This window comes from Microbacterium sp. SA39 (assembly GCF_000967865.1).
Classification (GTDB): Bacteria; Actinomycetota; Actinomycetes; order Actinomycetales; family Microbacteriaceae; genus Microbacterium.
Map to the genome: position 1 here is coordinate 142,333 of NZ_JXRU01000036.1, position 24,743 is coordinate 167,075.

The window sequence follows — 24,743 nt, forward strand, 5'->3', positions numbered from 1 at the left end:
AGGAGCCACGATGGCAGCGATGAAGCCGAGGACCGGAGACGGACCCATGGAGGCCGTGAAAGAAGGGCGACTCATCATCGTGCGCGTTCCGCTCGAAGGCGGCGGCCGTCTGGTCGTCTCCGTGAACGACGCCGAGGCCAAGGAACTTCACGACGTGCTCGCCGCCGTCGTGGCACCGGCCTGATCGACCCGGATCCGTTCTACGGATCTGTGAGGGCGATGGATCTTCGGATCCGTCGCCCTCTTCTCGTCGCTTCTCGTGGGCAGGTGCGCGGGTCAGGCGCGGTCGGCGATGCTGACGAGCTGCAGCAGGCCTTCGCCCGCGGGGGAGACCGTCGCGAGGACTGCCGAGGACTCCTGCGTCTCCTGGACCAGCGAGCGGTACGCAGCGGTGATCTCATCCCGCTGCACAGGGTCGGCCACACGTCCGCCACCGAGCACTCGCGGTACCAACACGATGCCGCCGCTGCGCGCGAGCCGCAGGCCGTGCTCGACGTACGCGATGACGTTCTCGGGGTCGGCGTCGACCAGCACGATGTCGTAGGACGCTTCGTTCATGCGGGGGAGCACGTCCGCAGCGCGTCCGGTGATGAACCGGGCCTTGGTCGACGGCACCTTCGCGTCGGAGAACGCCTGACGCGCGGCGGCGAGATGCTCGGGCTCGTTGTCGATCGAGGTGAGCACGGCGTGAGGTGCGCCGCGCAGCAGCCACAGTCCCGAGACGCCCGCGCCGGTGCCGATCTCCACGATCGAGCGGGCGGCGGTTGCGGCGGCGAGCACGGCGATCTGCGAACCGACGACGGCGCTGACCGGTGCCGCTCCGAGTTCGACCGCGTGGGCTCGCGCGCGAGCGATGGCATCCGGCTCGACGATGGATTCGCGGAGGAATCGCGCGTTGGCTTCGTGCTCGCTCATGGCCTGCCCTTCTCTGCCTGCATGGGTGTTCCTGCCAGGCTATTCGCTCGATGGGCGCGAAGAGCGCAGGCGCGGCGGTAGCCTGGGGACATGACGTTCGGGCTCACCTTCGAGAAGCTGTTGCTGATCGGCCTCATCGCCGTGCTCATCATCGGCCCGGAGCGTCTTCCGAGGGCGGCCGAGGGATTCTCCCGTTGGGTTCGCAAGGCCGGCGAGTACGTCCGCGACACGAAGTCGAAGATGCGTCAGGAGATGGGCCCCGAGCTCGACGACGTCGACTGGCGCAAGCTCGACCCGCGCCAGTACGACCCGCGCCGCATCATCCGCGACGCTCTGATGGAAGAGCCGAAGCCCGCCACGCCGACCCAGGCGCGCGCGACGATCGCGGAACCCGTGGCTCCTCGTGTTCCGCAGGTGTTCAACGCCGAGAACCGGCCGCCGTACGACCCCGAGTCCACCTGATCTCGTCGTGCGTCAGGCGATCTTCGCGCGCAGCGCGGCGATATCGTCGTCGCTCAGCAGAGCGCGGGGGATCGCCGTAGCGACGGTCGTATCCCGCACCTTGAGCAGCACGGCATCCGTGCCGACGCGCACGCCCTGGAATGTGTCGTACGCGATGACCGATCGGCGGTCCCCGCTGCCCACCCGCAGCACCTCGTCCTCGAGCGACACCCAGACGACGGTCTGCGGGGGCATCGCGGCCCGCACGGCATGACGGGCACTCGAGATCGACATGATCACGGCCCCGGCGGCGAGTGCGATGATCAGCGGCGGCATCCATGCGGCGAAGCCGCCGTCATCCCGGCCTTCGGTGACGAGTCCGGACAGGTTGAGGATGCTGACGACGAGCGCGGCCGCGAGTGCGACCCACATGACGATCGCGGCCGGGCGAGTGAGCGAGTAGATCGCGGCGTCGCGGGCCATCCTCCGCAGCAGGCGCTCATCGACTGTCAGCGAGCGTGGGGGCATCGTCCCATCCTCCCACGCTCGGCCCCTCGGGCGACCGCTCAGCCGACGGACATCGGCAGGGAGCGGCCGGACAGGCCGCGCCCCCGGCGTGCGAGCGAGCGTGCGAGGTCGCGGATCGTCGAAGCGGCGGCATCCGTCGTCTCCGCGGTGACGATCGGAACACCGATGTCCCCCCCTTCGCGAAGCGCTGGGCTCAGGGGGATGGATGCGAGCAGCGGCACGTCATCCGCGCCTTCCGACAGAGCCGCGGCGACGGACGCGCCCCCGCCGGAGCCGAACAGGTCGACCACGGTGCCGTCGGCCAGGGTGTAGGCGGCCATGTTCTCGATCACCCCGATCACCCGCTGGCCGGTCTGCCGGGCGACCAGGCCGCTGCGGATGGCGACGTCGGATGCCGCGGCCTGAGGGGTCGTGACGACGAGCACCTCGGCGTGCGGCAGCAGCTGGCCGATCGAGATCGCGATGTCACCCGTGCCCGGAGGCATGTCGATGAGCAGCACGTCGAGGTCGCCGAAGAACACGTCCGTGAGGAACTGCGAGACGGTGCGATGCAGCATCGGTCCCCGCCAGGCCACCACGGCCTCGCCGTCGCGGAGGAACATGCCGATCGAGATGGTCTTCACACCATGCGCGACGGGGGGAAGCATGAGGTCGTCGATGCGCGTCGGCTGCGTTTGCGGAGGGATGCCGAGCAGTCCGGGGATCGAGAAGCCGTGCACGTCGGCATCGACCAGCCCGACGGCGAGGCCTTGATCAGCGAGGGCGACGGCGAGGTTCGCGGTGACGGTGGACTTGCCCACGCCGCCCTTGCCGCTGGAGACGAGGATGACGCGGGTGAGCGAATCGGGGCCGAAGGGCATCTGACGGGCCGGGCGGCCGTCGCGGAGCTTCTCGGTGAGCGCCTTGCGCTCGCTCGGCGTCATCACGCCCACCGACACATCCACCGCTGCGATGCCGGGGACGGATGCCGCGGCCTGCCGCACATCCGATTCGATGCGTGCCGCTGCCGGGCAGCCGACGATCGTGAGGACGATCCCGACCCGAGCCAGATCGCCCTCGACCTCGATGTCGCGCACCATGTCGAGGTCGCCGATCGGACGGCGCAGCTCCGGGTCCGTGACCGCTGCCACGGCGGCACGGACTCTGTCGGCCGACGTCATGACGTGGTGCCCCGCGAGGGTTTCTCTCCTGAAGGCTTCTCCTCGTCGGACTCGAGCTCGGCGAGCAGCGCCTTCAGCTCGTGCCGCAGCACATCGCGCGTGACGAGCTGGGTGTTGCGCTCCTCCAGCGACATCCGCAGCGCGACGATCTCACGGGCGAGGTACTCGGTGTCGGCGAGGTTGCGTTCGGCACGCTGACGGTCCTGCTCGATCTGCACCCGGTCGCGGTCGTCCTGCCGGTTCTGAGCCAGCAGGATCAGGGGCGCGGCGTACGAAGCCTGCAGCGAGAGCATCAGGGTGAGCGCCGTGAACCCGAGAGCCGCGTCATCGAACCGCAGGTGATCTGGCGTCAGCGTGTTCCAGAGGATCCAGGCCACGCAGAACAGCGTGAGCATCAGGAGGAACACCGGAGTTCCCATCGCGCGGGCGACCCATTCGGTGAAGCGGCCGAAACGATCGCGCGAGGTCGGCCGCGACCGGGTCGTGCCCCGGCTGAGCGGTGTGCCACGGCCGAGGGGCGCGTCCAGGCGGGGTGATGAGCGGGCCATCACAGCACCTCCTTCGCGGCGGGTGCCGGCGCGTCGTCGTCATGCGAGCGCCAGTCATCGGGCAGCAGATAGTCCAGCACGTCGTCGATGCTGATCGCTCCCACCAGGCGGTGCGCGGCGTCGATCACCGGAAGAGAGACCAGGTCATAGCTCGCGAGCATCCGGGCCACCTCGGCGGCGGAGGCGGTGACGGGCACCGGCTCGAGGCTGTCGTCGACGATGGCGCCGAGTCGTTCGTGCGGCGGGTAGCGCAGCATCCGCTGGAAATGGACCATGCCGAGCAGACGACCGGTCGGGGTCTCGAAAGGCGGAAGGGTGACGAAGACGGCGGCCGCCAGAGCGGGGTGGAGCTCATGACGGCGGATCAGCGCCAGCGCCTCGGCGACCGTCGCATCAGCGGAGAGGATGATCGGCTCGGGGGTCATCAGACCGCCGGCGGTATCCGGGCCGTATCGCAGCAGCATCCGGACGTCTTCGGCCTCTTCGGGTTCCATCAGCGCGAGCAGCTGTTCGAGCCGGCCCGGGGGCAGCTGAGCGAGCAGGTCGGCCGCGTCGTCGGGTTCCATCTGGTCGAGGATGTCGGCCGCGCGCTCGTCGCCGAGGCGATCGAGGATGTGCACCTGCTCGTCTTCGGGCATCTCCTCGAGCGCATCCGCGAGGCGGTCGTCCGACAGCTCCTCGGCGACCTCGATCATGCGCTGCTGCGGAAGATCGAGCAGCGTGTTGGCGAGGTCGGCGGCGTGCAGCTCGGAGTACGAGGCGACGAGCTGCTCGGCGGACTGCGACTCGCCCGGGGTGCGCTGCTCGGCGACCTCGCTCCAGCCCGCGAACGTCGTCGGACCCTTCGCGAAGGGCGACGCGCTCGTCTTCGGGCGACGCAGGAAGAGCTGGCTGACCGCCCACTCGCCGAGACGGTTCGGCTCGATCGCGACATCCTCGATGACCGCGGTGCCGCTGCCGTCGACGAAGCTGACCCGTCGGCCGAGGAGCTCGGCGAGCACACGCACCTCTCCGGCGCGCGGCGAGAAGCGACGCACGTTGATGAGACCCGTGGTGATGACCTGCCCGGCGCGGATCGATGTCACGCGTCCGATCGACAGGAAAACATGACGTCGGCCGGGAATCTCGACCACCAGACCGATGACGCGGGGAGCAGCGGTACTTCGGTACACGATGACGACGTCGCGGACCTTGCCGAGCCGATCGCCGAGGGGGTCGAAGACGGCGCACCCGGCCAGGCGCGCGGCGAAAACCCTTTGTGTGCTCACCCTGCCCAGCGTAGTGCGCGGGGCTCGGGGACGCCGTGCGGATCGCGTTCCCGGCCCCGCCATGGTCGGGCGTGGAAGAATGGCCGCATGAGCATGCTGAACCGCCCTGTGAGCGGTACCGAGACCGGCGAGATCGTCGCGTCGACGCGCGACTACGAGAACGCCCAGAAGACGGTGTCGAAGTTGATCGCGGGGGAGGTTCCTGCGCGCGACATCGCCATCGTCGGCCAGAGCGTCCGCACCATCGAGCGGGTGACGGGCAAGCTCGGCTACGCCGCCGCCGCACGCTCCGGCGCGATCAACGGCGTGCTGCTCGGTCTCTTCCTCTCCGCGATCCTGGTGCTCGGCAATCCCGAGGTCCCCATCCAGCTCTTCGTCGGGTTCGTCTTCATCGGCGTGGCCCTGGGGATGCTGATGAGCCTGGTGACCTACGCGATCGTGCGTAGGCGCCGGGACTTCGCGAGCGTCACGCAGTTCGCCGCAGACCACTACGAGGTGACTGTGCTCGCCGCCTCGCTCTCGAAGGCGCGGCAGGTGCTCGGGTCCGGTCAGACGGCGCCGGTGCGTCCGCCGGTCAACCTCGACGAGCCGCCGCGCTACGGCGAGCGGATCCCGGTGGGTACGCCGGCACCCGCGCCGGTGCCGGCTCCTGAGCCTGCTGCGGACCCGTCCCCGGAGCCTGCTGCGGAGCCTGTCGTTCCGCCGCGGCCGGCCGATCCTGTCGCCGAGCCCGAAGACGGCGCCCCGGGGCAGCCGAAGCCCGCTCCCGTCGCTGAACCCGGCGTGGCGACCCGCGTCGAGCGTCCGCTGGGCGACGCCCGATGAGTGCACAGGAACCGCAGGGTCCTGGCGAGTTCGTGCCTCCGCCTCCGCCCGCGCCTCCCGCGTCCGCTGTTCCGCCGGTGCAGGCTGCCGCTCCTGCTCCCTACGGTGCTCCTGCTCCGGCTCCGGGATACCCGCCGCAGGGCTCCCAGACGCCGGCATATCCAGCCCCCGGATATCCAGCCCCCGGATATCCGGCCGCCGGATATCCGGGGGCCGGCTATGCCACGCCCGGCTACCCGGGGCCGGGCTACCCGGCCGCGGTGCCGCCACGCGGCCTGCTGCCGTGGGTCCTCGGCTTCCTCATCCTGCTGCCGATCCCGTTCTTCGGCGGCCTCGCCTCCGGGATCGCGATGGCCGTGAGCGGCGGTTCCTCCTGGCGCGTCGGCGGCCCCGCCCGTGAGAACGCCCGTAGCGCGCTGAACTGGGGCCTCACCTACCTCATGGTTTCGACGCTTCTGCTGGTCATGCACTTCGTGCTGCTGTTCGTGCTGACGGCGGAGGCACCCTCCTCGGACTTCTATCCGCTCGGCATCCCGATCACGATCTACTTCGCGCTCTCGATCGTGCACCTCGTGCTGGTGATCATGGGCACGGTTCGCACGACGTCGGGCAAGGTCATACGGGTGCCGTTCGCGATCCCCTTCGTCCGCGCCTGATGGTCGAGATCACCGTCGAGCTGCCGACGGGGCCGACGACGGTCTCGGCCGACTGGTCCGCCGGAGACAGCGGACAGACCGTGATCGTCGCCCACGGTGCGGGCACCGGCAAGGACCACCCCTTCCTCACCGGCTTTGCCGATGCGCTCCACGAACTCGGCTTCTCGACGCTGCGCTTCAACTTCCCCTACGTCGAGCAGGGACGTCGGATGCCGGGCCCGGCGGCGCACGCGATCGCCACCTGGAACGCGGTCGTGGCTTTCGCCCGAGCCGCCGATCCCGCCGCGTCCGTCTGGGCGACGGGGAAGTCCTACGGCGGCCGGATGGCGTCGATGGCCGTCGCCGAGGGCCTGATGGTCGACGGCCTCGCCTATCTCGGCTATCCGCTTCACGCACCGGGCAGGCCGGATAAGCCGCGGATCGAGCACCTTCCCGACATCGGCGTTCCGCAGCTGTTCGTCGAGGGGACGAACGACCCGTTCATCCAGCCGATCTCCCAGTTCGAGGATGCCGTCGCCACGTGCCAGAACGCCGACGTCGTCTGGATCGAGGGCGGCGGGCATACGTTCGAGGTGAAGGGGCAGAAGCGCCCGGCATCCGACATCGGTGCCTCGCTGGCGCCGATCGTCGCGGACTTCATCCGCCGCTGAGTGCGAGGATGACAGGGTGAGTGTGGAACGCATCGCCCTGATCTCCGACATCCATGGCAACCTGACGGCTCTCGACGCCGTGCTCGCCGACATCTCGGCGCGCGGCATCCGGCGGATCTTCAATCTGGGGGACACCGCGGGCAAGGGCCCCCGGGGAGATGATGCCGTCGCGCGGTGTCGGGAGGTGTGCGAGGTGAACGTTCGGGGCAACTGGGACGACTTCCTTCCCGGCATCCCCGATGACGGCCTGCCGGAGATGCTCTGGTGGCGCGACGAGTTGTCACCCGAGAGCAGGGCGTGGCTGTCGGGGCTTCCCCTCAGCGCAGACCTCGAGCTCAGCGGGCGCCGGATCCGCCTGTTCCACGCGTCGGCGGAGAGCCCGCACGTGCGGGTGCACTTCCACCACACGGCGGAGCAGTTCGCGGCGATGTTCGAGAACACCGAGATGACCGGGGACGGACCTATGCCCGATGTGGTCGGTTATGCCGACATCCACGACGCCTACATCCGATCCGTCGACGGCCGGACGCTGTTCAACGTCGGCAGCGTCGGCAACCCCCTCGACGAGCCGACCCCGTCCTACGTGATCCTCGAGGGCGGGTCGACGGCATCCGACCCGTTCAGCGTGCAGTTCGTGCGCGTGCCCTATGACGTCGAGGCCGAGATCGCTGTCGCCGAAGCGCTTGCCATGCCAATGCGCGAGGTGTGGGCGGTCGAGCTGCGCACGGCCGTCTTCCGCGGGCGGCAGTGATGAAGGGTATCCACCACGTCGAGATCTGGGTCGCGGATCTCGATGCGGTGGCCGACGCCTGGGATTGGTTGTTCGCGTCCCTCGGCCTCGCGTGCACGGGCACGTGGGATGGCGGGCGAACCTGGGATGCCGGTGGGTCCTACGTGACCCTGACGAACTCCCCGAACCTGTCGGCGGACGAGCACGATCGGCGTCGCCCCGGCATGAACCACCTCGCGCTCTGGGGCGGGTCGCGCACTGAAGTCGATGCGGTGATGGCCTCGGCCGCGGCTCACGGATGGAGGCCGCTCTACCAGGATCGCTACCCCCACGCGGGTGGACCCGACCACTACGCCGGCTGGCTGGAGAACGCCGACGGCTTCAAGGTCGAGATCGTCGCGAACTGACGGTCGACTGATCAGGCTGGATCACAAATGCTCCTGCGGACGCCGAGTCCGCAGCATTTCTGATCCACGCCGACCTCGCCAAAGGCGCCTGCACCTTCGCCCTTGTGCCCCCGCGGCGATCAGGCCTGCACCCGGGCGATCCAGGCCTCGACCTCGTCGGCCGTGCGCGGGATGCCGGCTGACAGGTTCTCGGGGCCGTCCTCGGTCATCAGGATGTCGTCCTCGATGCGCACGCCGATGCCGCGCAGCTCGGCAGGCACGGTGAGGTCGTCGATCTGGAAGTAGAGGCCCGGCTCGATCGTGAAGACCATGCCGGGAGCGAGGATGCCGTCGTAGTACATCTCGCGCCGCGCCTGCGCGCAGTCGTGCACGTCGATGCCGAGGTGATGCGAGGTGCCGTGCACCATGTAGCGACGGTGCTGCCCGCCCTTGTCCGCGTCGAGCGCCTCGTCGGCGCTCACGGGCAGCAGACCCCACTCGGCCGCGCGGGCCGCGATCACCGTCATCGCTGCCGCGTGCACATCACGGAACCGCACGCCCACACGGGCGGCGGCGAAGGCGGCATCCGCGGCCTCGCGCACCGTCTCGTACACGCGGCGCTGCACCTCGGTGAAGGTGCCGGAGACCGGGAGCGTGCGGGTGATGTCGGCGGTGTACAGGCTGTCGGCCTCGACGCCCGCGTCGACGAGGATCAGGTCGCCGGGCACGACACTGCCGTCGTTGCGGGTCCAGTGCAGGTAGCAGGCGTGCGGGCCGGAGGCCGCGATCGTGTCGTACCCCTCGCCGTTGCCATCCTCGCGAGCGCGGCGATGGAAGACGCCCTCGACGACGCGCTCGCCTCGGGCGTGATCGATCGCCTGCGGCAGTTCGCGGATGATGTCGTCGAAGCCCTGCGCGGTGATGTCCACCGCTCGGCGCATCTCGGCGATCTCGAACTCGTCCTTGATCAGACGCAGCTCCGAGACGAAGCGGGTGAGGTCCTCGTCATCGTCGAGGACGAGCTCGCCCTCGTGAGGCTGATATTCGTGCAGGTGGTCGGTCGCGATCGCGAGATCGGCGGCGACGCCGGCGAGTGACGGGCGCGGTCCGATCCAGAACTCGCCGACCGTCGCGTCGGCGTAGAACTCGGTGGTCGTGCGGTCGGCACGCTCGCGGAAGTGGAGGGTGACATCGTGTCCGGCATCCGTCGGCTCGAAGACGAGGACCGAGTCGGGCTCGGCATCCGACGCCCAGCCGGTGAGATGCGCGAACGCGGAGTGCGCGCGGAAGACGTAGTCGGTGTCGTTGCTGCGCTGCTTCAACGAGCCGGCAGGGAGGACGAGACGCTTGCCGGGGAAGGCTGCAGAGACAGCCGCGCGGCGTGTCGCGGCGAATGCCGCCTGGGCCCGGGGCGCCGGGAGGGTCTCAGGCCGCTCCGCCCATCCCTCGGAGATCGTGTCGAGGAAGCCCTGCGGGAACGGCTGCCTGCGATTCGTGGTGCTGTTCTCGACCGCCTCGGTCGTGGCCTCAGCGGGAATCTCTACGGCGGCTTCTGCGATCGTGTCGCGCTCTCCGGTGCTCATCCCTCCAGTCTGTCACCTGGAGGGAGGAGCCGGGAGTTCAGCCTGCCGGCTCGAGCTGCACGACGAGCGCGCGGTGATCGCTGCCACCGGCGTCGTCGAGCACGACCGAACCGGAGGGCGTCCAGTTCGGTGAGGCCATGACGTGATCGATCGGCACTCCGGCCAGGGGAGGCACCGAACTCGGCCAGGTACCGACGAGACCGTTGCCGGTGCGCGTCGCGGCATCCCGGCAGTAGCCCATGTCACCGCCGTCCACTCCGAGCGCGGCCATATGGTCGATCGTGGCGTTGAAATCGCCGGCGAGGATGAAGTCGCCCTCGGGGCACTGGTCGGCGATCCACTGCAGGTCGCTGCGCCACTGCTCCATCTCCTCGATGCGCGGCGCTACGGCGTGTACGGCGACGACCGTCGGTCCGGTGCCGTCGATCGGCATCAGCACGGCGCTGGGGACGGAGCCCGTATTGCTCGTGCCGTCCTTCGACGACTCGATCACGGAGTACTCGCCGAGTTCGGGAGCCACGAGCACAGTGGTCTGCCAGGACTGCGGACCGTCCGGCACGTCAGGGCGGAACTGCACGTGGTGGACCCACATCGGACGCCCCTGCTCGCGCAGCATGAGCGCGATCTCCTCGCCGACGGCCTGGGTCGTCTCGGGGAGGGCCACGATGTCGGCGCCCTGCTCGAGGATCTGCTGCGCGACCTGCGCGGCCGGCACGGCCTCGCCCGCCGTGTTCCAGGTGAGGACCCGCACGCTCTCCTCGGTCTTCTCCGGGAGGGCGGATGCTCCGAAGCCGCGCTTCGCACCGACCAGACCCACTGCGCCGGCGCCGAGCAGCGAGACGATGAGGACGGATGCCGCGAAGCCTCGCAGCGGACGCGCGAGCAGCAGCAGCAGAGCGAGCGCGGCCACGATGAGGAAACCGCCCAGCACCAGCCCTCGCACCGCCACGAGCTGCGCGAACGGGAAGGTCTGCTCGAGACGGAAGAACTGCGGCCACACCACGACCGCCGTCGCGATCGCGAGCAGCACCGTGAAGAGGATCCCGAGTAGTCGAAGCATCCCGACAAGCCTAGAAGCGTCGCCTGTGAAGTTCCCGCCGCCTGGCTCGGTACGCTCGGAGGATGGCCACTCCGTCCCTCGGGTTCGCCGGTCCCGCCGACCTGCACCTGCACTCCAACCACTCCGACGGCACGGAGAGTCCTGCGGAGGTGGTCCGACAGGCGCATGTGCACGGCGTGCGGACGATGGCGCTCACCGATCACGACCGATCGACGGGATGGGCCGAGGCGGGTGAGGCTGCGGTCGCGCTCGGGATGACCTTCCTCCCCGGGATGGAGCTCTCCGCGAAGCACGAATGGCGGAGCGTGCATGTGCTCGGCTACCTCTTCGATCCGACGGATGCTGCCCTGGTCGCCGAGACCGATCGCATCCGCGGGGACCGCATCGGCCGCGCCGAGCGCATCGTCCGCAGCATCGGACGCGACTACGACCTGCACTGGGACGACGTCGTGGCCCAGACCACGCTCGACGCGACCGTCGGTCGCCCGCACATCGCGGACGCCCTCGTCGCCCGCGGCATCGTGCGTGATCGGACCGAGGCGTTCGACGGCATCCTGCATCCGCGCGAGGGGTATTACGAGCCCCACTACGCGCCGAACCCGCTCACGGCCGTGCGGCTGATCACGGAAGCCGGGGGAGTGGCCGTCATCGCGCATCCGGTGACCGGTCGCGACATGATGATGCCGGTGCCGTACATCGAGCGGCTCATCGCCGCGGGCCTCGGCGGCTTCGAGATCGATCACCGCGAGAACACGGATGCCGGCAAGCGGAAGCTCCGAGAGATCGCGGCCACGCATGACCTCATCGTGACCGGATCCAGCGACTACCACGGCACGGGCAAGCCCAATCGACCCGGTGAGAACACCACGACCGACGAGATGGTCGCCAGGATCATAGACCGCGCGACGGGAATCGCTTCGCGCCGCCCCTGATCCGCGGCATTCTGGCGGGAGACTCCCTGCGGCCTGTCGAGCAGGGCGGATACGGTACCAGACATGCAGCGAGCGACTTCCCTCGAACGTCGCGTCGATGCCGCAGCCCACCGCGTTCTCCTCGGCGCTCCGGCGAACGGCATCCGCGCGGGGCTCGTCGAATTCACGGTGTTCGTCCTGAAGCAGGCGTGGGCGTGCATCTTCGGCGCCGCACTGCTGCTGGTGATCGTGGCCGCCCAGCTCTGGTACCCGGACGACGCCGCGCTCGCCCGCAACGATGCGCTCACGATAGCCGCGGTGCTCATCCAGGTCGCCATGCTCGTGTTCCGGCTCGAGAGCGGGCGCGAACTGTGGGTGATCGTGCTGTTCCACCTCACCGGCACGGTCATGGAGCTCTTCAAGACCGACGCGGGTTCGTGGGCCTATGCGGCCGATGGCATCCTGCGCATCGGCGGTGTTCCGCTGTTCAGCGGCTTCATGTACGCGGCGGTCGGCTCTTACATGGTGCGCGTCCACCGCCTGTTCGACCTCGGCTTCACGCGCTATCCCCGGCGTTGGATGACAGCGGTCCTCGCGGCGGCGATCTATCTGAACTTCTTCACCCACCACTGGTGGTGGGATCTGCGCTGGGTGCTGCTGATCGGCGTCGTGCTGCTCTGGCTCCCCACCGTCATGCATGCTCGCGTCTGGCGTCGAACCCTTCGGCTGCCTCTGCTGCTGGTGTTCGGCGGTGTCGCCGTGTTCATCTACCTCGCCGAGAACATCGGTACGTGGGCAGGAGCATGGGTGTATCCCGACCAGGTGGATTCCTGGCAGCCGGTGTCGCTGAGCAAGTTGACCTCGTGGTTCCTGCTGATGATCATCTCGGTGGTGTTGGTCACCTGGGTGTACCCGCCGCAGGTGCCGGCATCGGTGATGAGCGGCGGCCCCGGGGACGACAGAGGGGCGGATGCCGCTCGCGCAGCATCCGCCCCTCAGAAGTAGTTCAGGCCCCGGCGACGGGGGCGGAACCGGGTGCGCCGGACCCGCCGCGGCGACGACGGCGGCGGCGCGCCGGAGCGGGCTTGCCGTCGTGGTGCTCCTTGCCTGCGCCGTCGTGCGTGCCTCCGCCGTCAGCGCCGCGGTCCGCCGCGGGAGCGGTCTGATCGCTGGCACTCGATTCCTCACCGCTGCCTTCGACGAAGGTCGATCCGACCGGGTTCTCGCTGTTGCGACGCCGCCGGCGACGACGCGTGCCGCCCTCTTCGGTGCCCTCGGCCGCAGCATCCGCCGCCCGCTCGGGACGACGCGTGCGCTCGGTCTTCACCGACTCGGTCTTCGGGGCGGTCCGGAGGCGGCCCTTCGTTCCCTGCGGGATGTCGAGGTCTTCGAACAACTGCGGGCTCGACGAATAGATCTCGGTCGGGTCAGGCTGGCCGAACTCGAGGGCTCGGTTGATGAGGGCCCATTTGTGCAGGTCCTCCCAGTCGACGAATGTGACGGCGATGCCCGTCTTGCCCGCGCGGCCCGTACGGCCGGCGCGGTGGAGGTACGTCTTGTCCTCGTCGGGGATCGTGTGGTTGATGACGTGGGTCACGTCGTCGACGTCGATGCCGCGGGCTGCGACGTCGGTCGCGACGAGCACGTCGCGCTTGCCGGCCTTGAACGCGGCCATCGAGCGCTCGCGCTGATCCTGGCCCATGTCGCCGTGCACGCCGCCGACGTTGAAGCCGCGGTCGCCCAGCTCGTCGACGAGGCGCTGCGCGGCGCGCTTGGTGCGCGTGAAGATCACGGTCTTGCCGCGGCCCTCGGCCTGCAGGATGCGGGCGATGATCTCGTCCTTGTCCATGGAGTGGGCGCGGTAGACGAGGTGCTTGATGTTGGCCTGCGTGAGGCCCTCGTCGGGGTCGGTGGCCCGGATGTGGATCGGGTTCGACATGAAGCGGCGCGCGAGCGCGACGATCGGGCCGGGCATGGTCGCCGAGAACAGTTGCGTGTGGCGCACCTCCGGGACCTTCTGGAAGATCTTCTCGATGTCGGCGAGGAAGCCGAGGTCGAGCATCTTGTCGGCCTCGTCGAGCACGACCTCGGTCGCGTTCGAGAGATCGAGCAGGCGCTGGCCGGCGAGGTCGATCAGACGACCGGGGGTTCCGACGACGATCTGCGCGCCGGCCTTGAGCTGGTCGATCTGACCCTCGTAGGCCTTGCCGCCATAGATCGCGACGACGCTGGTCGAGCGGTTGCTGGTGAGCAGGTCGATGTCTTCGTAGACCTGCACCGCGAGCTCGCGGGTGGGCACGACGATGAGCGCCTTGACGCCGTGCTCCGGGTTCGGTCCGAGGCGCTGGACGACGGGGATGCCGAAGCCGAAGGTCTTTCCCGTTCCGGTCTTGGCCTGACCGATGATGTCCTGACCGGGGAGACCGAGGGGAATGGTCTGCTCCTGGATGGGGAACGCATCGACGATGCCCTTGGCCGCGATTGCGTCGACGATGTCCTGGTCGACACCGAGTTCAGCGAAAGTTGTCACTTGTTCAATTGCCTGTCCGGCGACCCTCTGGGTCGCCACGTAAACGGATCCACGCCGTCTCATGTGCCACAGGCGCGGGGGCCCGCTCCGACGGCGGGACACGCCCAGCCTACCCGAGGGCCGGTCCGGGCCCGGAAGACCGGCTCCGCCCGAGTATTGTGAACGACGTGGCGAACGTGACGGGGAGGCCCCGTGGTTAAGTGGTTCTGGCAGCGCGATGCGGCACCTCGCCGCGTGCTCGCGCTTCGCAGCCGAGGCGACCAGGGGGATGCGACGCGCGTCGACTTCGCCGAACTCGCCCCCGAGCTGAACCGCTTCCTCGGGCAGGCCGCGTACCTGCAGCTGGGCTACTTCGAGACCCTCACGCGTCTGATCCGCGCGACGCCGGAGCTCACCGAGAAGGAAGCCCTCTCCCGTGCGGCGGGCGCCGCGCTCACCAAGCATCGCGCGATCGTCGATCTCATCGCCGAGCGGGGGGACGACCCCACCCAGCTGATGCTCCCGTTCCGGGAGAACCTCGATGCGTTCCGTCGCAAGACCATCGGCGCGCGTCCGCGGGAGACCCTGCTCGCGGTCTACATCACCGCCGGCATGCTCGACGACTTCTACCTCGCGCTCGCCTCCAGCTACGGCGACACCGGGCGCCGCGTCGTCGAGATCCTCCGCGAGGACGACGCCAGGCACGAGATCGTCGCGATCATCCAGGAGACGATCGAGAGCGACGAGGAGTGGCGCTCGCTGCTGTCGATGTGGGCACGCCGCCTCGTCGGCGACACGATACTGGTCTGCCGCTCCGCGCTGCGTCCCGAGCGCCTGGCTGAGGACGACGAGCGGATCGAGCCGGTGTACACCGAGCTCATGGGCGCGCACGCGCGTCGCATGGACGCGATGAGCCTGGCCTCCTAGGCCGGGCGCATCCGCTCGAGGCTCTCCGCGAAGGCTCGCAGCACTATCTCTCGCGCTTCCTCGGGAACGAGCGGCTCGTCTGCGAGTTCGGCTACCGGGACCCATCCGGGCAAATACCGGTTGTCCTCGCTCTCCGCGAGGGCTTCCGGCCCTCCCAGCGTCGGCTCTCCGGGTGACGCAGCCATCAGCAGGTAGTGCGCCCGCCGATCGTCGTGGTCGACAGTGGCGAGGTGGCCGGTCATGGTCGCGACGAGCCCGGTCTCCTCAGCCAGTTCACGCACTGCCGCCTGGTCGAGGGTTTCCCCGGGCTCGATGCCACCACCCGGAAGCACGGCGTACCGCCGGCCGCCCTTGAGTCGCCGCATCAGCAGGACGTGGGCACCGTCGAAGCACACGCAGACGGCGCGTTCCTTCGGGCTCACGACTTCCTTTCCAACGCACGCATCCGCTCGAGCCTGAGGGTGAGTCGCCAAGCGAACGCGAGCGGGATCACGCCGATCACGCCGAACGAGATGTCGATCAGCTGCCAGCCCACCGGGATTCCGCGGATGCCACCGGCGATGAGGGCGAGCGGGACGATACCCGCGCAGGCGATCACACCGAACTGGATGACCCAGATGTTGCGCACCGGATCAACGACCGGCCCTATGAAGACCACAGCGATCACGAGATGCGCGTATGCGAGCCAGTCCGTGCCGTAGGAGATGAACGGGTAGCGTCCGTCGACATCCACGAGCGCATCCCGCACGCGGTCCACCCAGGCCACGGCGTCGGGGAACCAGTCCACGACGGGGCTCGAGTGCAGGATGTCGGAGCCGATCTCGAGCTCGACGCGCAGCGGGAAAGCGGTCACGCCGCTGACGAACAGCCCCACGATCATGATCGCGATGCAGATCCGGATCCAGAGCAGTGTGCGCCGCTCGCTCACGTCAGCTCGCTCCTGGGGATCAGATGCCGAGCGCGGCCTTGGCCTCGGCATCCGATCGACGACGCGCGGCGACCAGGGCGAGCGTCGCGACGACCGCGATCGCCGCCGCGCCGAGCACGCTCGCGAGCCAGAGCCAGATGCTGTCCTCGCCCAGGCCCAGCCACTGCAGGCCGGTGTAGGCGATCGCCGACACCGCGGTGGCGATGGCCGGGGTCACCACGACACCGCGCAGCTCGCGGCCGCCGATCAGGTAGTGCCCGAGGATGCCGAGCGCGCACGCACCGACGAGCGCGAGGAGGATGTACATCGTCGGGTCAGGCGACGAAGCCGACGCGGCGGGATTCCTCGGTGCCCAGCTCGATGTAGGCGAGGTTCGCGGTCGGGACGAGGTACGAGTTGCCCTTGACGTCGGAGAAGTTCAGGTGCGTCGAGCTCTGCTCGAGGGCGGCGGAGACCTGCGTGCGGACCTCGTCCGCGCTCGCGCCGGTGTCGAAGCTCAGTTCACGGCCGGTGTTGATGATGCCGATGCGGATTTCCACGGTGCTCCTTGAAGTTCGTCGGACACGCCAACTCTACCCCGCGCGCACCGGCCCGGATCGGCCCTCGGAGCCGGTTTCGCCGTGAGCGCACACCTCGCGCTGGCAGGGCGCCGCGACGATGTCGGCGAGCCCCGATACCGTGGAGGACATGACACCGGATGCTGCGCAGCGAGCCGTCATCGGCGACGCGGCGTCCGCCTCCGGGGTCATCATCGGCGCGCCGGGAACGGGCAAGACGCGCACCCTCGTCGACCGCGTCGTACACCTGCTCGACGACGCGGGCATGCGTCCCGAGGAGTTGCTCATCCTCACGCCCAGCCGCCAGGCGGCGACGGCCCTGCGCGACCGGATCGGGGTGCGCATCGACCAGGCGACTCCTGGTCCGCTCGCTCGTTCGCTCGGCTCCTTCGCGTTCCAGCTGGTGCGCGGAGCGATGGTGCGAGACGGCGCCGAGCCCCCGGCGCTGCTCACCGGTGCGGACCAGGACCGCATCATCGCGGAACTGCTGGCGGGCGATGCCGAGGACTCGCGGATTCCGTGGCCGGATGTCCTCAGTCCGTCCGTGCGGGCGTCGAAAGGGTTCCGCTCCGAGCTGCGGGCCTTCCTGGCGGAGTGCACGGAGACAGGGGTACGCCCCGACGAGCTCCGGGCGTCGGGTAACGAGGTCTGGGCGGCGACGGCCGACTTCCTCATGGAGTATCGCTCGGTGCTCGACGCGCTTCGCTCGGCTCATCGCGACGCCGCCGATCTGCTCAGCGAGGCGAGCGCGATCCTGCAGACGGCTGAGGCTGCAGCTCTCGGCCCGCTCGCGCCGCTCCGCGTGGTGCTGATCGACGATGCCCAAGAGCTGACGCGCGGAGGCATCGCGGTGGTGCGGGCGCTGCGCAGCAGGGGAATCGCCGTCCTCGCGTTCGGTGACCCCGACATCTCCTCCGGCGCCTTCCGCGGGGCGAGCCCCGAGCTCTTCGCTCAGCTCGCCGGCGCACTGGGGCGCGTGCACGTGCTCGACGGACCGCATCGCCAGAAGCCGGCGCTCACCGCTCTCACGCGCACGGTGACGCAGGCCATCGGCGTCTCCGGGCGGGTCGAGCACCGACGCGCCCCCGTGCCGGTGACCGAAGATATCGGTGCCGCGGTGAGCACCTTCATCGCGCCCTCGCCCCATGAGGAGCTCGACCGCATCGCCGGCGTCATGCGCGACTGGCACCTCAGCGAAGGCGTCCGCTGGGACCGGATGGCGGTGATCGCTCACGACACCCGCCAGGTGACGACGCTGGAGACCGAGCTCGCGGCGCGGGAGATCCCGACGCGGGCGGCGGGTGTGCAACGTCCGCTGGGGAGTGAAGGGATCGTGCGCGACATCGTCGGCATCGTGCGACTCGCGCTGACCCCTGTCGAGGAGCGGACGCCGCAGGCACTCGAGGAGGCGCTGCGGACCCCGTTCGGCGGCATGGACGCGATCGGGCTGCGTCGCCTTCGCGCGCGCCTGCGGCACATCGAGCTCGAGCAGGGCGGATCGACACCTGCGCGCGAACTGCTGCGGCAGGCCATGGCGAACCCTGCGCACCTGACCTTGATCGACGCGGCCGAGTCGCGCACCGCGACCCGCTTCGCCGAGACGATCGCGGCTCTCTCCCGCGCCGCGGCAGAGGGGGAGACCATTCACGATCTGCTCTGGCGCGTGTGGGATCAGGCCCGCGCCGTCGACGGTCGACGCCTGCAGGTCGCGTGGCGCGAGATCTCGTTGCTGCCCACCGGCGCCGAGACGGCCCGCTCGCTCGATGCGCTGGTCGCGCTCTTCGATGCGGCCAAGAGGTTCGTCGAGCGCACACCCGAGGAGAAGCCCGAGACGTTCGTCCGCGACATCCTCGACAGCGAGGTGCCGGAGGATTCGCTCTCGACACCCGACCGGCCGGGCAAGGTCACGCTGTTGACACCGGCGACCGCCCTCGGGACCGAGTTCGACGCCGTCGTGGTGGCGGGCGTGCAGGACGGTGTCTGGCCGAACGTGCGCCTCCGCGGCGGGCTGCTGCAGACCTGGCGCCTCGCCGACGAGCTCGAGGCGATGCGCACCGGAGTCAGCATCGAACCCCCGGGCGTCGTCGATCGCCGCCGTGCGGCTCTGCATGACGAACTCCGCCTGTTCGTGCGCGCCATCTCCCGCGCACGCGACCGGCTCCTCGTCACCGCCGTCGACGACGATGACATGACACCCAGTGCTTTCTTCTCGTTCCTCCCCGCACCGGAACCGCCGGAGCGCCACATCTCGGCCGAGCATCCGCTGACCCTGCGCGGCATGGTCGCGCGTCACCGTCGCACCCTGACGTCGGTGGCGTCGGAACCGCTGCGGCGCGAAGCGGCAGGCCAGCTCGCCGTGCTTGCTCGCGAGGGTGTTCCGGGTGCCGCGTCTGCGGAATGGTACGGCGTGGTCCCGCCGTCGACCGATGCGCCGCTGCGCGACCTCGTGGTCGCCGGGGCGCGGGTGTCGCCGTCGAAGATGGAGTCTTACGAGGAATGCGGCCTGAACTGGGTCGTCTCGGCGCTCGGCGGCGATACCGTGATGCCGCCGACCGCGGGCATCGGCACGATCGTGCACGAGGCGATGGAACGCGTGCCCGACGGCGATCTCGAGGCGATGCGTGCGATCGTCGGCGAGCACTGGCCCGAGCTCGACTTCGAGACGGAGTGGATCGGACGCAAGGAACGTCGGCGCGCCGACCTGCTCGTCGACCGTCTGCACTCCTACCTCGGCGACGTGCGCCGTGAGCGCGGCGAGGTCATCGGCAGCGAGGTCGAGTTCCGCTTCGCCGTGGAGCTCGGCGATGACGACGCCGGCCCCACGGTGCATCCGGTGGCGGAGGATCGCGGGAATCAGGCGATCATCCACGGCTACATCGACCGGATCGAGGCGTATCCGCCGGGGGCGGGTGAGCACGCCCACGCTCGGGGGCGCGGGTGGCAGACAATGGCGGGCGATGCCGCCGGACCGACCGTGGTCGTCGACCTGAAGACGGGCAAGACCGACCCGGAATCGGATTCCGGTGTGCTCGAGCATGCGCAGCTCGCCGCCTACCAGGTCGCCGTGCAGCAGGGGCTGATCGAGGGCGCCCCGCCGGAGTCGCTCGCGGGTGCCCGGCTGGTCATCGTGTCGAAGACCCTCGCCAAGAGCGACTATCGCATCGCTCACCAGCACACGCTCGACGACGAATCACGTTCGGCGTTCCTCCGCCGGGTCGCCGGCGCCGCGCGTGGGATGTCGGCCTCGAGCTTCACGGCTCAGGTGGAGTCGCACTGCGCCGACACGCAGCGCCGCGTGCATCCGTGCCGCATCCACACCGTTCCGGCGGTGAGTTCGTGACGACCTGGACGACCGGCGCGGGCCTGTCGGCGGTCGACATCGCCACGGCCCTCGGGCAGCCGCCCCCGACCGAGGCTCAGCAGCGGGTGATCGAGGCGCCCCCGCTGCCGGCGCTGGTCGTGGCAGGTGCCGGCAGCGGCAAGACCGAGACGATGTCCGGACGCGTCGTCTGGTTGGTGGCCAACGGGCATGTGCGCCGGGACGAGATCCTGGGGCTCACCTTCACGCGGAAGGCCGCCGGCGAGCTCGCCGAGCGCATCGGGACGCGTCTGGCCGTGATCGACGAGTACGGTCGGCGCGGCCTGCTGCCGCACATCCCGGAGATCGTCCGCGGCGCTGCGCTCCGACGCGTGGAGGAGGCAGCCCCCGGGCGCCAGCGCGAACTCGTGCGCATGCACGTTCTCGACGAGTTGGCCGGCAGCTTCGGAACGGGATGGGATCCGGCGACACCGCGCGCCGCGGAAGATCTGATGATCCGTCCGCGGGTGTCGACCTACAACGCCTTCGCGGACGGCATCGTCCGCGAACACGCCGCCCGGATCGGTCGTGATCCCGACGTCGCCATGCTCAGTCAGGCGGCGTCGTGGATGCTGGCGCGCGAGGTCGTGCTCCGGAGCGACCTGCCCGAGCTCGAGAACATCGACTTCGCCCTCGGTACCGTGATCGATGCGGTGCAGCGGCTGGCCGGCGACGCGATGGACCATCGTGTCGATCTCGCGCTCGCCGAGCGAATCGCTCACGAGCAGGCCCTCGCATTCGCGCCCTACCGCTCGAATGCCGACGTCGAGAAGGCGGCTTCGAACCTTTTGAGCCTGCCGACGCTGACCGCCCTCGTGCGCGACTACATCTCCGAGAAAGAGAGGCGCGGGGTGCTCGACTTCGCCGATCAGGTCGGCGGCGCGTACGACATCGTCGAGTCCGCTCCCGACGTGCGTGCCGAGCTCCGCGAGCAGCACCGCGTCGTGCTGCTCGACGAGTACCAGGACACGTCCGTGATCCAGACGCGCTTCCTCGCGGAGCTGTTCCGCGATTCCGCCGTCATGGCCGTCGGCGATCCGCACCAGTCCATCTACGGGTGGCGCGGAGCGAGCGCCGACAACCTCTACGCGTTCTCGAAGACTTTCTCCGCCGACGTCGCCGCAGAGACGTACAGCCTGATGACGAGCTGGCGCAACGACCGCAGCATCCTCGACATCGCGAACCAGGTGCTCACCCCGCTGCAGCGGCCAGGACTCGATGTGCCGCCCCTCGAACCGCGCCCCGGGGCCGGCGAGGGGGAGGTGAGCGTGCGATTCCCGTTCACGGTCGACGACGAGGCCGCCGCGGTCGCCGAATGGTTCGAGGAGCGCCGTGCCGCTCACGAGGCCCGGGGTCGCGGTCGCGCACAGGGGCAGAGCCCGCATACAGGCGCGATCCTGTTCCGGTCGAAGAGGCACATGCAGACCTTCGCCGGCGCGCTCGCGGCGCGCGGCATCCCGCATCGCATTCTCGGCCTCGGCGGACTGCTCACGACGCCCGAGGTGGTGGACGTGGTCTCCACGCTGCGGGTCGTCCACGATCCGACTGCCGGATCCGCCCTGATCCGCCTGCTCACCGGCCCACGGTTCGGCGTCGGCGTCGCCGACATGGGCGCGCTGTACGACCTCGGTCGCACGCTCTCCGAGCGCGACACCGACATGGCGCCGCTTCCGGAGGAGGTGCGGGCGCGGCTGCGGTCCTCGCGCGGAGCCGACGAGGCCGTGTCGATCATCGACGCCGTCGACGTGGTGCGTGGCGTGCGCGACGACTACCGGATGCTCGAGGGGATCACGCCGGACGGCCGAGCCCGCATCCGCGCCGCCGGCGAGATGCTCGAGCGACTGCGTCGGGCCTCGTCCCAGCCGATCCCCGAGCTGATCCGCCTCATCGAGCTGGAGTTGCGTCTCGACATCGAGCTGGCCTCGAACGAGACCAGGGGCCCGGCGCGGATCGCGGCGACCCAGCTGCGAGCGTTCGCCGACGAGGTGCGCGCCTTCCTCGCCGCCGATGACCGCGGCACGATCGGCAGCCTGCTCGCGTGGCTGGACAAGGCCGAGAGCACCGATGAGCTGATGCCGCGCCCGGAGCCTCCGGAGCCGGGAGTCGTCCAGCTGCTCACGATCCACGGTTCGAAGGGCCTGGAGTGGGACGCCGTCGCCGTCGTCCGCCTCGTGGTCGACGAGCTGCCGAGCCGCGTGTCCGACACGTCCGGCTGGTTCGGATTCGGGGTGGTGCCGTTCGCGCTGCGCGGCGACCGCGACGCGCTCCCGCGTTTCGACTGGGATCCGGTGGCGGCGATGGGGGAGGAGAGCGACCCGGAGAAGCGGCAGAAGCTCGCTCAGGCCTCACTGTCGGGCGGAGCCACGAAGGCGAACCCGCAGGGCGGGGCACTCAAGCGCTTCAAAGACGCCTACCGTGCCTATCAGCAGCAGGAGGAACGCCGTCTCGCTTACGTGGCCGTGACCCGAGCGCGCACCGACCTGCTGCTGAGCGGTGCGCACTGGGCGGGCCAGAAGGCGCCTCGCACGCCGAGCCCTTACCTGATCGAGGCTCTCGAGGCGCAGGGTCTCGAGCCGATCGATCCGGTCGATCCGGACGAGAACCCGTACGAGGGCCCGGGGTCCACGCTCAGCTGGCCGATCGATCCCCTTGGCGCCCGCCGGGGTGTCGTGACCGCCGCAGCGGCCGCCGTCGACGCTGCCGTGCAGGCGCGGGATGCCCAGCCGTCACTCGAACTCGAACGCCTGCTCGCCGAACGCGCCGCGCGTCAACGCGGAGCGGATGCCGTCGCTCCGACCCGCGTGCCGGCGTCGCGGTTCAAGGACTACGTCACCGACTTCAGTGGGACACTGGCGTCGATCGTGCGGCCGATGCCGGAGCGCCCGTACCGGCAGACCCGACTGGGCACGCTCTTCCACGCGTGGGTCGAGCAGCGCTCCGAGCTCGTCGGGGTGGGAAGCCGCCTCGACGAGGCCCTGTGGGAGCTCGACGAGGACGAGGTCTCGCCGGACCCCGCGTTCGGGCCGGACGACGGGGTCGAGGGGGCGGCGTCGTCAGCGGACGCCGCCGACCTCGCCGCGTTGCAGCAGACGTTCGAGCGCAGCGAGTGGGGCGATCTGAAGCCGATCGCGGTCGAGATCGAGATCGACTTCGCTCTCGGCGCAGGACTCGCCGACGTCGCGGCGCGTGAGGATTCGCACATCGTCATCTGCAAGCTCGACGCGGTGTACCGCCGAGCCGATCGCGGTGGCCGCGTGGAGATCGTCGACTGGAAGACGGGCAAGGCGCCGCGCACGGCAGCGGAGCGCGAGGAGCGGATGCTCCAGCTCGCCCTGTACCGGCTCGCCTACCATCGACGCTTCGACGTGCCGCTGGAAGAGATCGATGTAGCCCTGTACTACGTCGCCGACGACCTCGTCATCCGCGGTGACCGCGTCTACTCGGAGGAGGAGCTCTTCCACCGCTGGAGTGCCGCGCGCGCGGCACGCTGAGCCTCCTCGGAATCATCTTCGGCGTTGCTCGGCGCGGAATCGGTCGACGATGCGGACGAACCCGGGCGGGGGTTGAGCGGATGCGAGTCCTCCCGCACTCCGGCGGCTCCATTCGTGCCGGCGAACAGGTTCGCCACTCCGGTCAGGTCCTCGGTCTCCACACTCAGCATCTCGGCGCGGCGGTCACCCTCCGCTGCCTTCTCGGTCACGAGCGGCTCTTCGGTGTCCTCGGACTCGGACTGCTCGTCCGACCACAGTTGGTTCGGATTGTACGCGTCGGTCTGCATCGAGGTGTCGACGTCGGCCACCGTGGCGGATGGCACCCGGCCGAGGGCGTCGAGGGCTGAGTCGACCCCCTCGCTGCGCGCGGCGATGATGCTCAGATCGTCCGACCGCAGACCCTCGGCGAGAGACTCGAGCAGTGCCGCGGCGTCGTCGACGATGTCCGGCCGTCGCATCGAGTCGCCGTGCACCAACCAGCGCGCGAACTCCAGCTCCGCGAGCAGCCGTGCGCGGATCTCGAGTCCGGCATCGGGCGCGCGATCCACCGCCTTGGCGTAGGACGCGTGGACATCTTCGGCGGCATCCGGGGCTGCCGAGAGCCAGGAGAGGTCGACGGCGGGGTCTCCGACGGAGAGCCCGTGCCAGCCGATGAGGCCGGTGACCTCGGGGCCGCGCTCGGGGTCGTCCGCGAACAGGAACGACGTCGACTGCACCCCGCCCAGGATGACGGTGGACTCGAATCGCCACAGCTCGTCGTCGGCGACGGCGTCGCGCCAGCGCACCGTGAGGCGTGCGGGCACTCGTCCGGTCGCCGCGGCGGAGTCGACGAGCCGATCGATCTCGTCGCGGCTCTCCTCGGCGGAACGCATCACCAGTCCCGCGCTGCGCACGACGGACGTCGGCATGCCGTGGACGGCGGCGATCGCCGCGCCCATGGATACGGCGGCGCCACGCCCGGCCGGCACCATCGCCGCCTCGATCTGGAAACCGGGGAGGAGTTCTGTCACCAGTGCTCGACCCTTGCCGACCGCGGTTTCGCCGATGTACTCGGGGGCGCGGAACGGCAGCATCGCGCGGGCGCCGTCGGTCAGTGCGCGCAGCGCGAGGGCCTCCGCGGCAAGCTCGCGCGCGGTCTCCTCGTCGTCGGCGACACGGATCGCGAGCTCACGGCCGTCGACGAGCGACGCCACGGCGGAGTCGAATCGGCCGTCGCCGTCAGCGCTGAGAGCGCGGGCACCCGTGACCTCCGCGCCGGGCAGTGCGGCCGTCACCGCCGCGGCTAGAGTGAAAGGAGAGCGTCCCATCCCCC

General features: G+C 69.8%; 25 protein-coding genes. 12 read left to right on the forward strand and 13 right to left on the reverse strand.

Annotated elements, in window-relative coordinates; all coding sequences use genetic code 11:
* Window positions 1-10 precede the first annotated feature (10 nt).
* Window positions 11-184 (forward strand): DUF3117 domain-containing protein, encoded by a 174-nt coding sequence (locus tag RS85_RS19295; RefSeq protein ID WP_017203323.1) that lies wholly within the window; start codon window positions 11-13, stop codon window positions 182-184.
* A 92-nt stretch (window positions 185-276) separates the two neighbouring features.
* Here the strand turns inward: RS85_RS19295 and RS85_RS13015 are convergent, their stop codons facing one another.
* Window positions 277-915, reverse strand: a complete 639-nt coding sequence (locus RS85_RS13015; RefSeq protein WP_046013884.1) for an O-methyltransferase — start codon at window positions 913-915, stop codon at window positions 277-279.
* A gap of 90 nt (window positions 916-1,005) precedes the next feature.
* Between RS85_RS13015 and RS85_RS13020 the strand changes: the two genes are divergently transcribed.
* Window positions 1,006-1,377 carry a twin-arginine translocase TatA/TatE family subunit gene (locus RS85_RS13020; protein ID WP_046013885.1) on the forward strand — a complete coding sequence of 124 codons (372 nt, stop codon included), beginning with the start codon at window positions 1,006-1,008 and terminating at the stop codon, window positions 1,375-1,377.
* Between the two features lie 12 nt (window positions 1,378-1,389).
* On the opposite strand, the gene RS85_RS13025 is transcribed toward RS85_RS13020, so the two are convergent.
* From RS85_RS13025 to RS85_RS13040, 4 genes are read right to left on the reverse strand one after another with little or no spacing between them, the layout of a single operon-like run.
* Window positions 1,390-1,884, reverse strand: a complete 495-nt coding sequence (locus RS85_RS13025; RefSeq protein ID WP_046013886.1) for a YcxB family protein — start codon at window positions 1,882-1,884, stop codon at window positions 1,390-1,392.
* A gap of 38 nt (window positions 1,885-1,922) precedes the next feature.
* Window positions 1,923-3,044 (reverse strand): Mrp/NBP35 family ATP-binding protein, encoded by a 1,122-nt coding sequence (locus RS85_RS13030; protein WP_046013887.1) that lies wholly within the window; start codon window positions 3,042-3,044, stop codon window positions 1,923-1,925.
* Complete coding sequence (locus RS85_RS13035; protein WP_046013888.1) at window positions 3,041-3,592, reverse strand: DUF1003 domain-containing protein; 552 nt, start codon at window positions 3,590-3,592, stop codon at window positions 3,041-3,043. The genes RS85_RS13030 and RS85_RS13035 overlap by 4 nt, the downstream gene beginning before the upstream one ends.
* Window positions 3,592-4,860 carry a magnesium transporter MgtE N-terminal domain-containing protein gene (locus RS85_RS13040; RefSeq protein WP_046013889.1) on the reverse strand — a complete coding sequence of 423 codons (1,269 nt, stop codon included), beginning with the start codon at window positions 4,858-4,860 and terminating at the stop codon, window positions 3,592-3,594. The genes RS85_RS13035 and RS85_RS13040 overlap by 1 nt, the downstream gene beginning before the upstream one ends.
* An 87-nt stretch (window positions 4,861-4,947) precedes the next feature.
* Between RS85_RS13040 and RS85_RS13045 the strand changes: the two genes are divergently transcribed.
* Genes RS85_RS13045 through RS85_RS13065 form a run of 5 tightly spaced genes read left to right on the forward strand, consistent with a single transcriptional unit; the run spans window position 4,948 to window position 8,128 of the window.
* A complete protein-coding gene (locus tag RS85_RS13045) occupies window positions 4,948-5,685 on the forward strand; it encodes a general stress protein (protein WP_046013890.1) in 738 nt (245 codons plus the stop codon).
* Complete coding sequence (locus tag RS85_RS19535) at window positions 5,682-6,341, forward strand: DUF4870 domain-containing protein (RefSeq protein ID WP_152642419.1); 660 nt, start codon at window positions 5,682-5,684, stop codon at window positions 6,339-6,341. The genes RS85_RS13045 and RS85_RS19535 overlap by 4 nt, the downstream gene beginning before the upstream one ends.
* Window positions 6,341-6,991, forward strand: coding sequence for an alpha/beta hydrolase family protein (locus tag RS85_RS13055; protein WP_046013892.1), 651 nt, complete (start codon window positions 6,341-6,343; stop codon window positions 6,989-6,991). The genes RS85_RS19535 and RS85_RS13055 overlap by 1 nt, the downstream gene beginning before the upstream one ends.
* Before the next feature lie 16 nt (window positions 6,992-7,007).
* The gene (locus RS85_RS13060) at window positions 7,008-7,742 is read left to right on the forward strand and encodes a metallophosphoesterase family protein (RefSeq protein ID WP_046013893.1); all 735 of its coding nucleotides are present in this window, start codon (window positions 7,008-7,010) and stop codon (window positions 7,740-7,742) included.
* Window positions 7,742-8,128, forward strand: coding sequence for a VOC family protein (locus tag RS85_RS13065; RefSeq protein WP_046013894.1), 387 nt, complete (start codon window positions 7,742-7,744; stop codon window positions 8,126-8,128). The genes RS85_RS13060 and RS85_RS13065 overlap by 1 nt, the downstream gene beginning before the upstream one ends.
* A gap of 119 nt (window positions 8,129-8,247) precedes the next feature.
* On the opposite strand, the gene RS85_RS13070 is transcribed toward RS85_RS13065, so the two are convergent.
* Window positions 8,248-9,690, reverse strand: a complete 1,443-nt coding sequence (locus RS85_RS13070; RefSeq protein ID WP_046013895.1) for an aminopeptidase P family protein — start codon at window positions 9,688-9,690, stop codon at window positions 8,248-8,250.
* Between the two features lie 37 nt (window positions 9,691-9,727).
* Window positions 9,728-10,750 (reverse strand): endonuclease/exonuclease/phosphatase family protein, encoded by a 1,023-nt coding sequence (locus RS85_RS13075; protein WP_046013896.1) that lies wholly within the window; start codon window positions 10,748-10,750, stop codon window positions 9,728-9,730.
* A 62-nt stretch (window positions 10,751-10,812) separates the two neighbouring features.
* Between RS85_RS13075 and RS85_RS13080 the strand changes: the two genes are divergently transcribed.
* Both RS85_RS13080 and RS85_RS13085 read left to right on the forward strand, forming a co-directional pair.
* The gene (locus RS85_RS13080; protein WP_046013897.1) at window positions 10,813-11,682 is read left to right on the forward strand and encodes a PHP domain-containing protein; all 870 of its coding nucleotides are present in this window, start codon (window positions 10,813-10,815) and stop codon (window positions 11,680-11,682) included.
* A 63-nt stretch (window positions 11,683-11,745) separates the two neighbouring features.
* The gene (locus RS85_RS13085; RefSeq protein ID WP_046013898.1) at window positions 11,746-12,666 is read left to right on the forward strand and encodes a DUF817 domain-containing protein; all 921 of its coding nucleotides are present in this window, start codon (window positions 11,746-11,748) and stop codon (window positions 12,664-12,666) included.
* A 1-nt stretch (window position 12,667) separates the two neighbouring features.
* Here the strand turns inward: RS85_RS13085 and RS85_RS13090 are convergent, their stop codons facing one another.
* Window positions 12,668-14,191, reverse strand: coding sequence for a DEAD/DEAH box helicase (locus RS85_RS13090; protein WP_046013899.1), 1,524 nt, complete (start codon window positions 14,189-14,191; stop codon window positions 12,668-12,670).
* 192 nt (window positions 14,192-14,383) lie between these two features.
* On the opposite strand from RS85_RS13090, the gene RS85_RS13095 reads away from it, so the two are divergent.
* Window positions 14,384-15,097, forward strand: coding sequence for a ferritin-like fold-containing protein (locus tag RS85_RS13095; protein WP_046013900.1), 714 nt, complete (start codon window positions 14,384-14,386; stop codon window positions 15,095-15,097).
* On the opposite strand, the gene RS85_RS19055 is transcribed toward RS85_RS13095, so the two are convergent.
* The 4 genes from RS85_RS19055 to RS85_RS13115 are packed head-to-tail and all read right to left on the reverse strand — an operon-like array spanning window position 15,094 to window position 16,564.
* Window positions 15,094-15,519: an NUDIX domain-containing protein gene (locus RS85_RS19055; protein WP_152642420.1), complete on the reverse strand. Its 426-nt coding sequence runs from the start codon at window positions 15,517-15,519 to the stop codon at window positions 15,094-15,096. The genes RS85_RS13095 and RS85_RS19055 overlap by 4 nt on opposite strands.
* Window positions 15,516-16,025, reverse strand: coding sequence for a hypothetical protein (locus RS85_RS13105; protein ID WP_235282434.1), 510 nt, complete (start codon window positions 16,023-16,025; stop codon window positions 15,516-15,518). Before RS85_RS13105 ends, RS85_RS19055 begins: the two co-directional genes overlap by 4 nt.
* Window positions 16,026-16,044: 19 nt before the next feature.
* Window positions 16,045-16,332 carry a hypothetical protein gene (locus RS85_RS13110; RefSeq protein WP_046013902.1) on the reverse strand — a complete coding sequence of 96 codons (288 nt, stop codon included), beginning with the start codon at window positions 16,330-16,332 and terminating at the stop codon, window positions 16,045-16,047.
* A gap of 7 nt (window positions 16,333-16,339) precedes the next feature.
* The gene (locus tag RS85_RS13115; RefSeq protein WP_046013903.1) at window positions 16,340-16,564 is read right to left on the reverse strand and encodes a DUF3107 domain-containing protein; all 225 of its coding nucleotides are present in this window, start codon (window positions 16,562-16,564) and stop codon (window positions 16,340-16,342) included.
* Window positions 16,565-16,712: 148 nt separating this feature from the next.
* Here RS85_RS13115 and RS85_RS13120 point away from each other — a divergent pair, with 148 nt between their 5' ends.
* Both RS85_RS13120 and RS85_RS13125 read left to right on the forward strand, forming a co-directional pair.
* Entirely contained in the window at window positions 16,713-19,922 is a 3,210-nt protein-coding gene (locus RS85_RS13120) for an ATP-dependent helicase (RefSeq protein WP_052703555.1), read from the forward strand.
* Window positions 19,919-23,431 carry an ATP-dependent DNA helicase gene (locus tag RS85_RS13125; RefSeq protein WP_046013905.1) on the forward strand — a complete coding sequence of 1,171 codons (3,513 nt, stop codon included), beginning with the start codon at window positions 19,919-19,921 and terminating at the stop codon, window positions 23,429-23,431. The genes RS85_RS13120 and RS85_RS13125 overlap by 4 nt, the downstream gene beginning before the upstream one ends.
* On the opposite strand, the gene RS85_RS13130 is transcribed toward RS85_RS13125, so the two are convergent.
* Window positions 23,377-24,738: a phosphotransferase gene (locus RS85_RS13130; protein ID WP_046013906.1), complete on the reverse strand. Its 1,362-nt coding sequence runs from the start codon at window positions 24,736-24,738 to the stop codon at window positions 23,377-23,379. The genes RS85_RS13125 and RS85_RS13130 overlap by 55 nt on opposite strands.
* Window positions 24,739-24,743 lie beyond the last annotated feature (5 nt).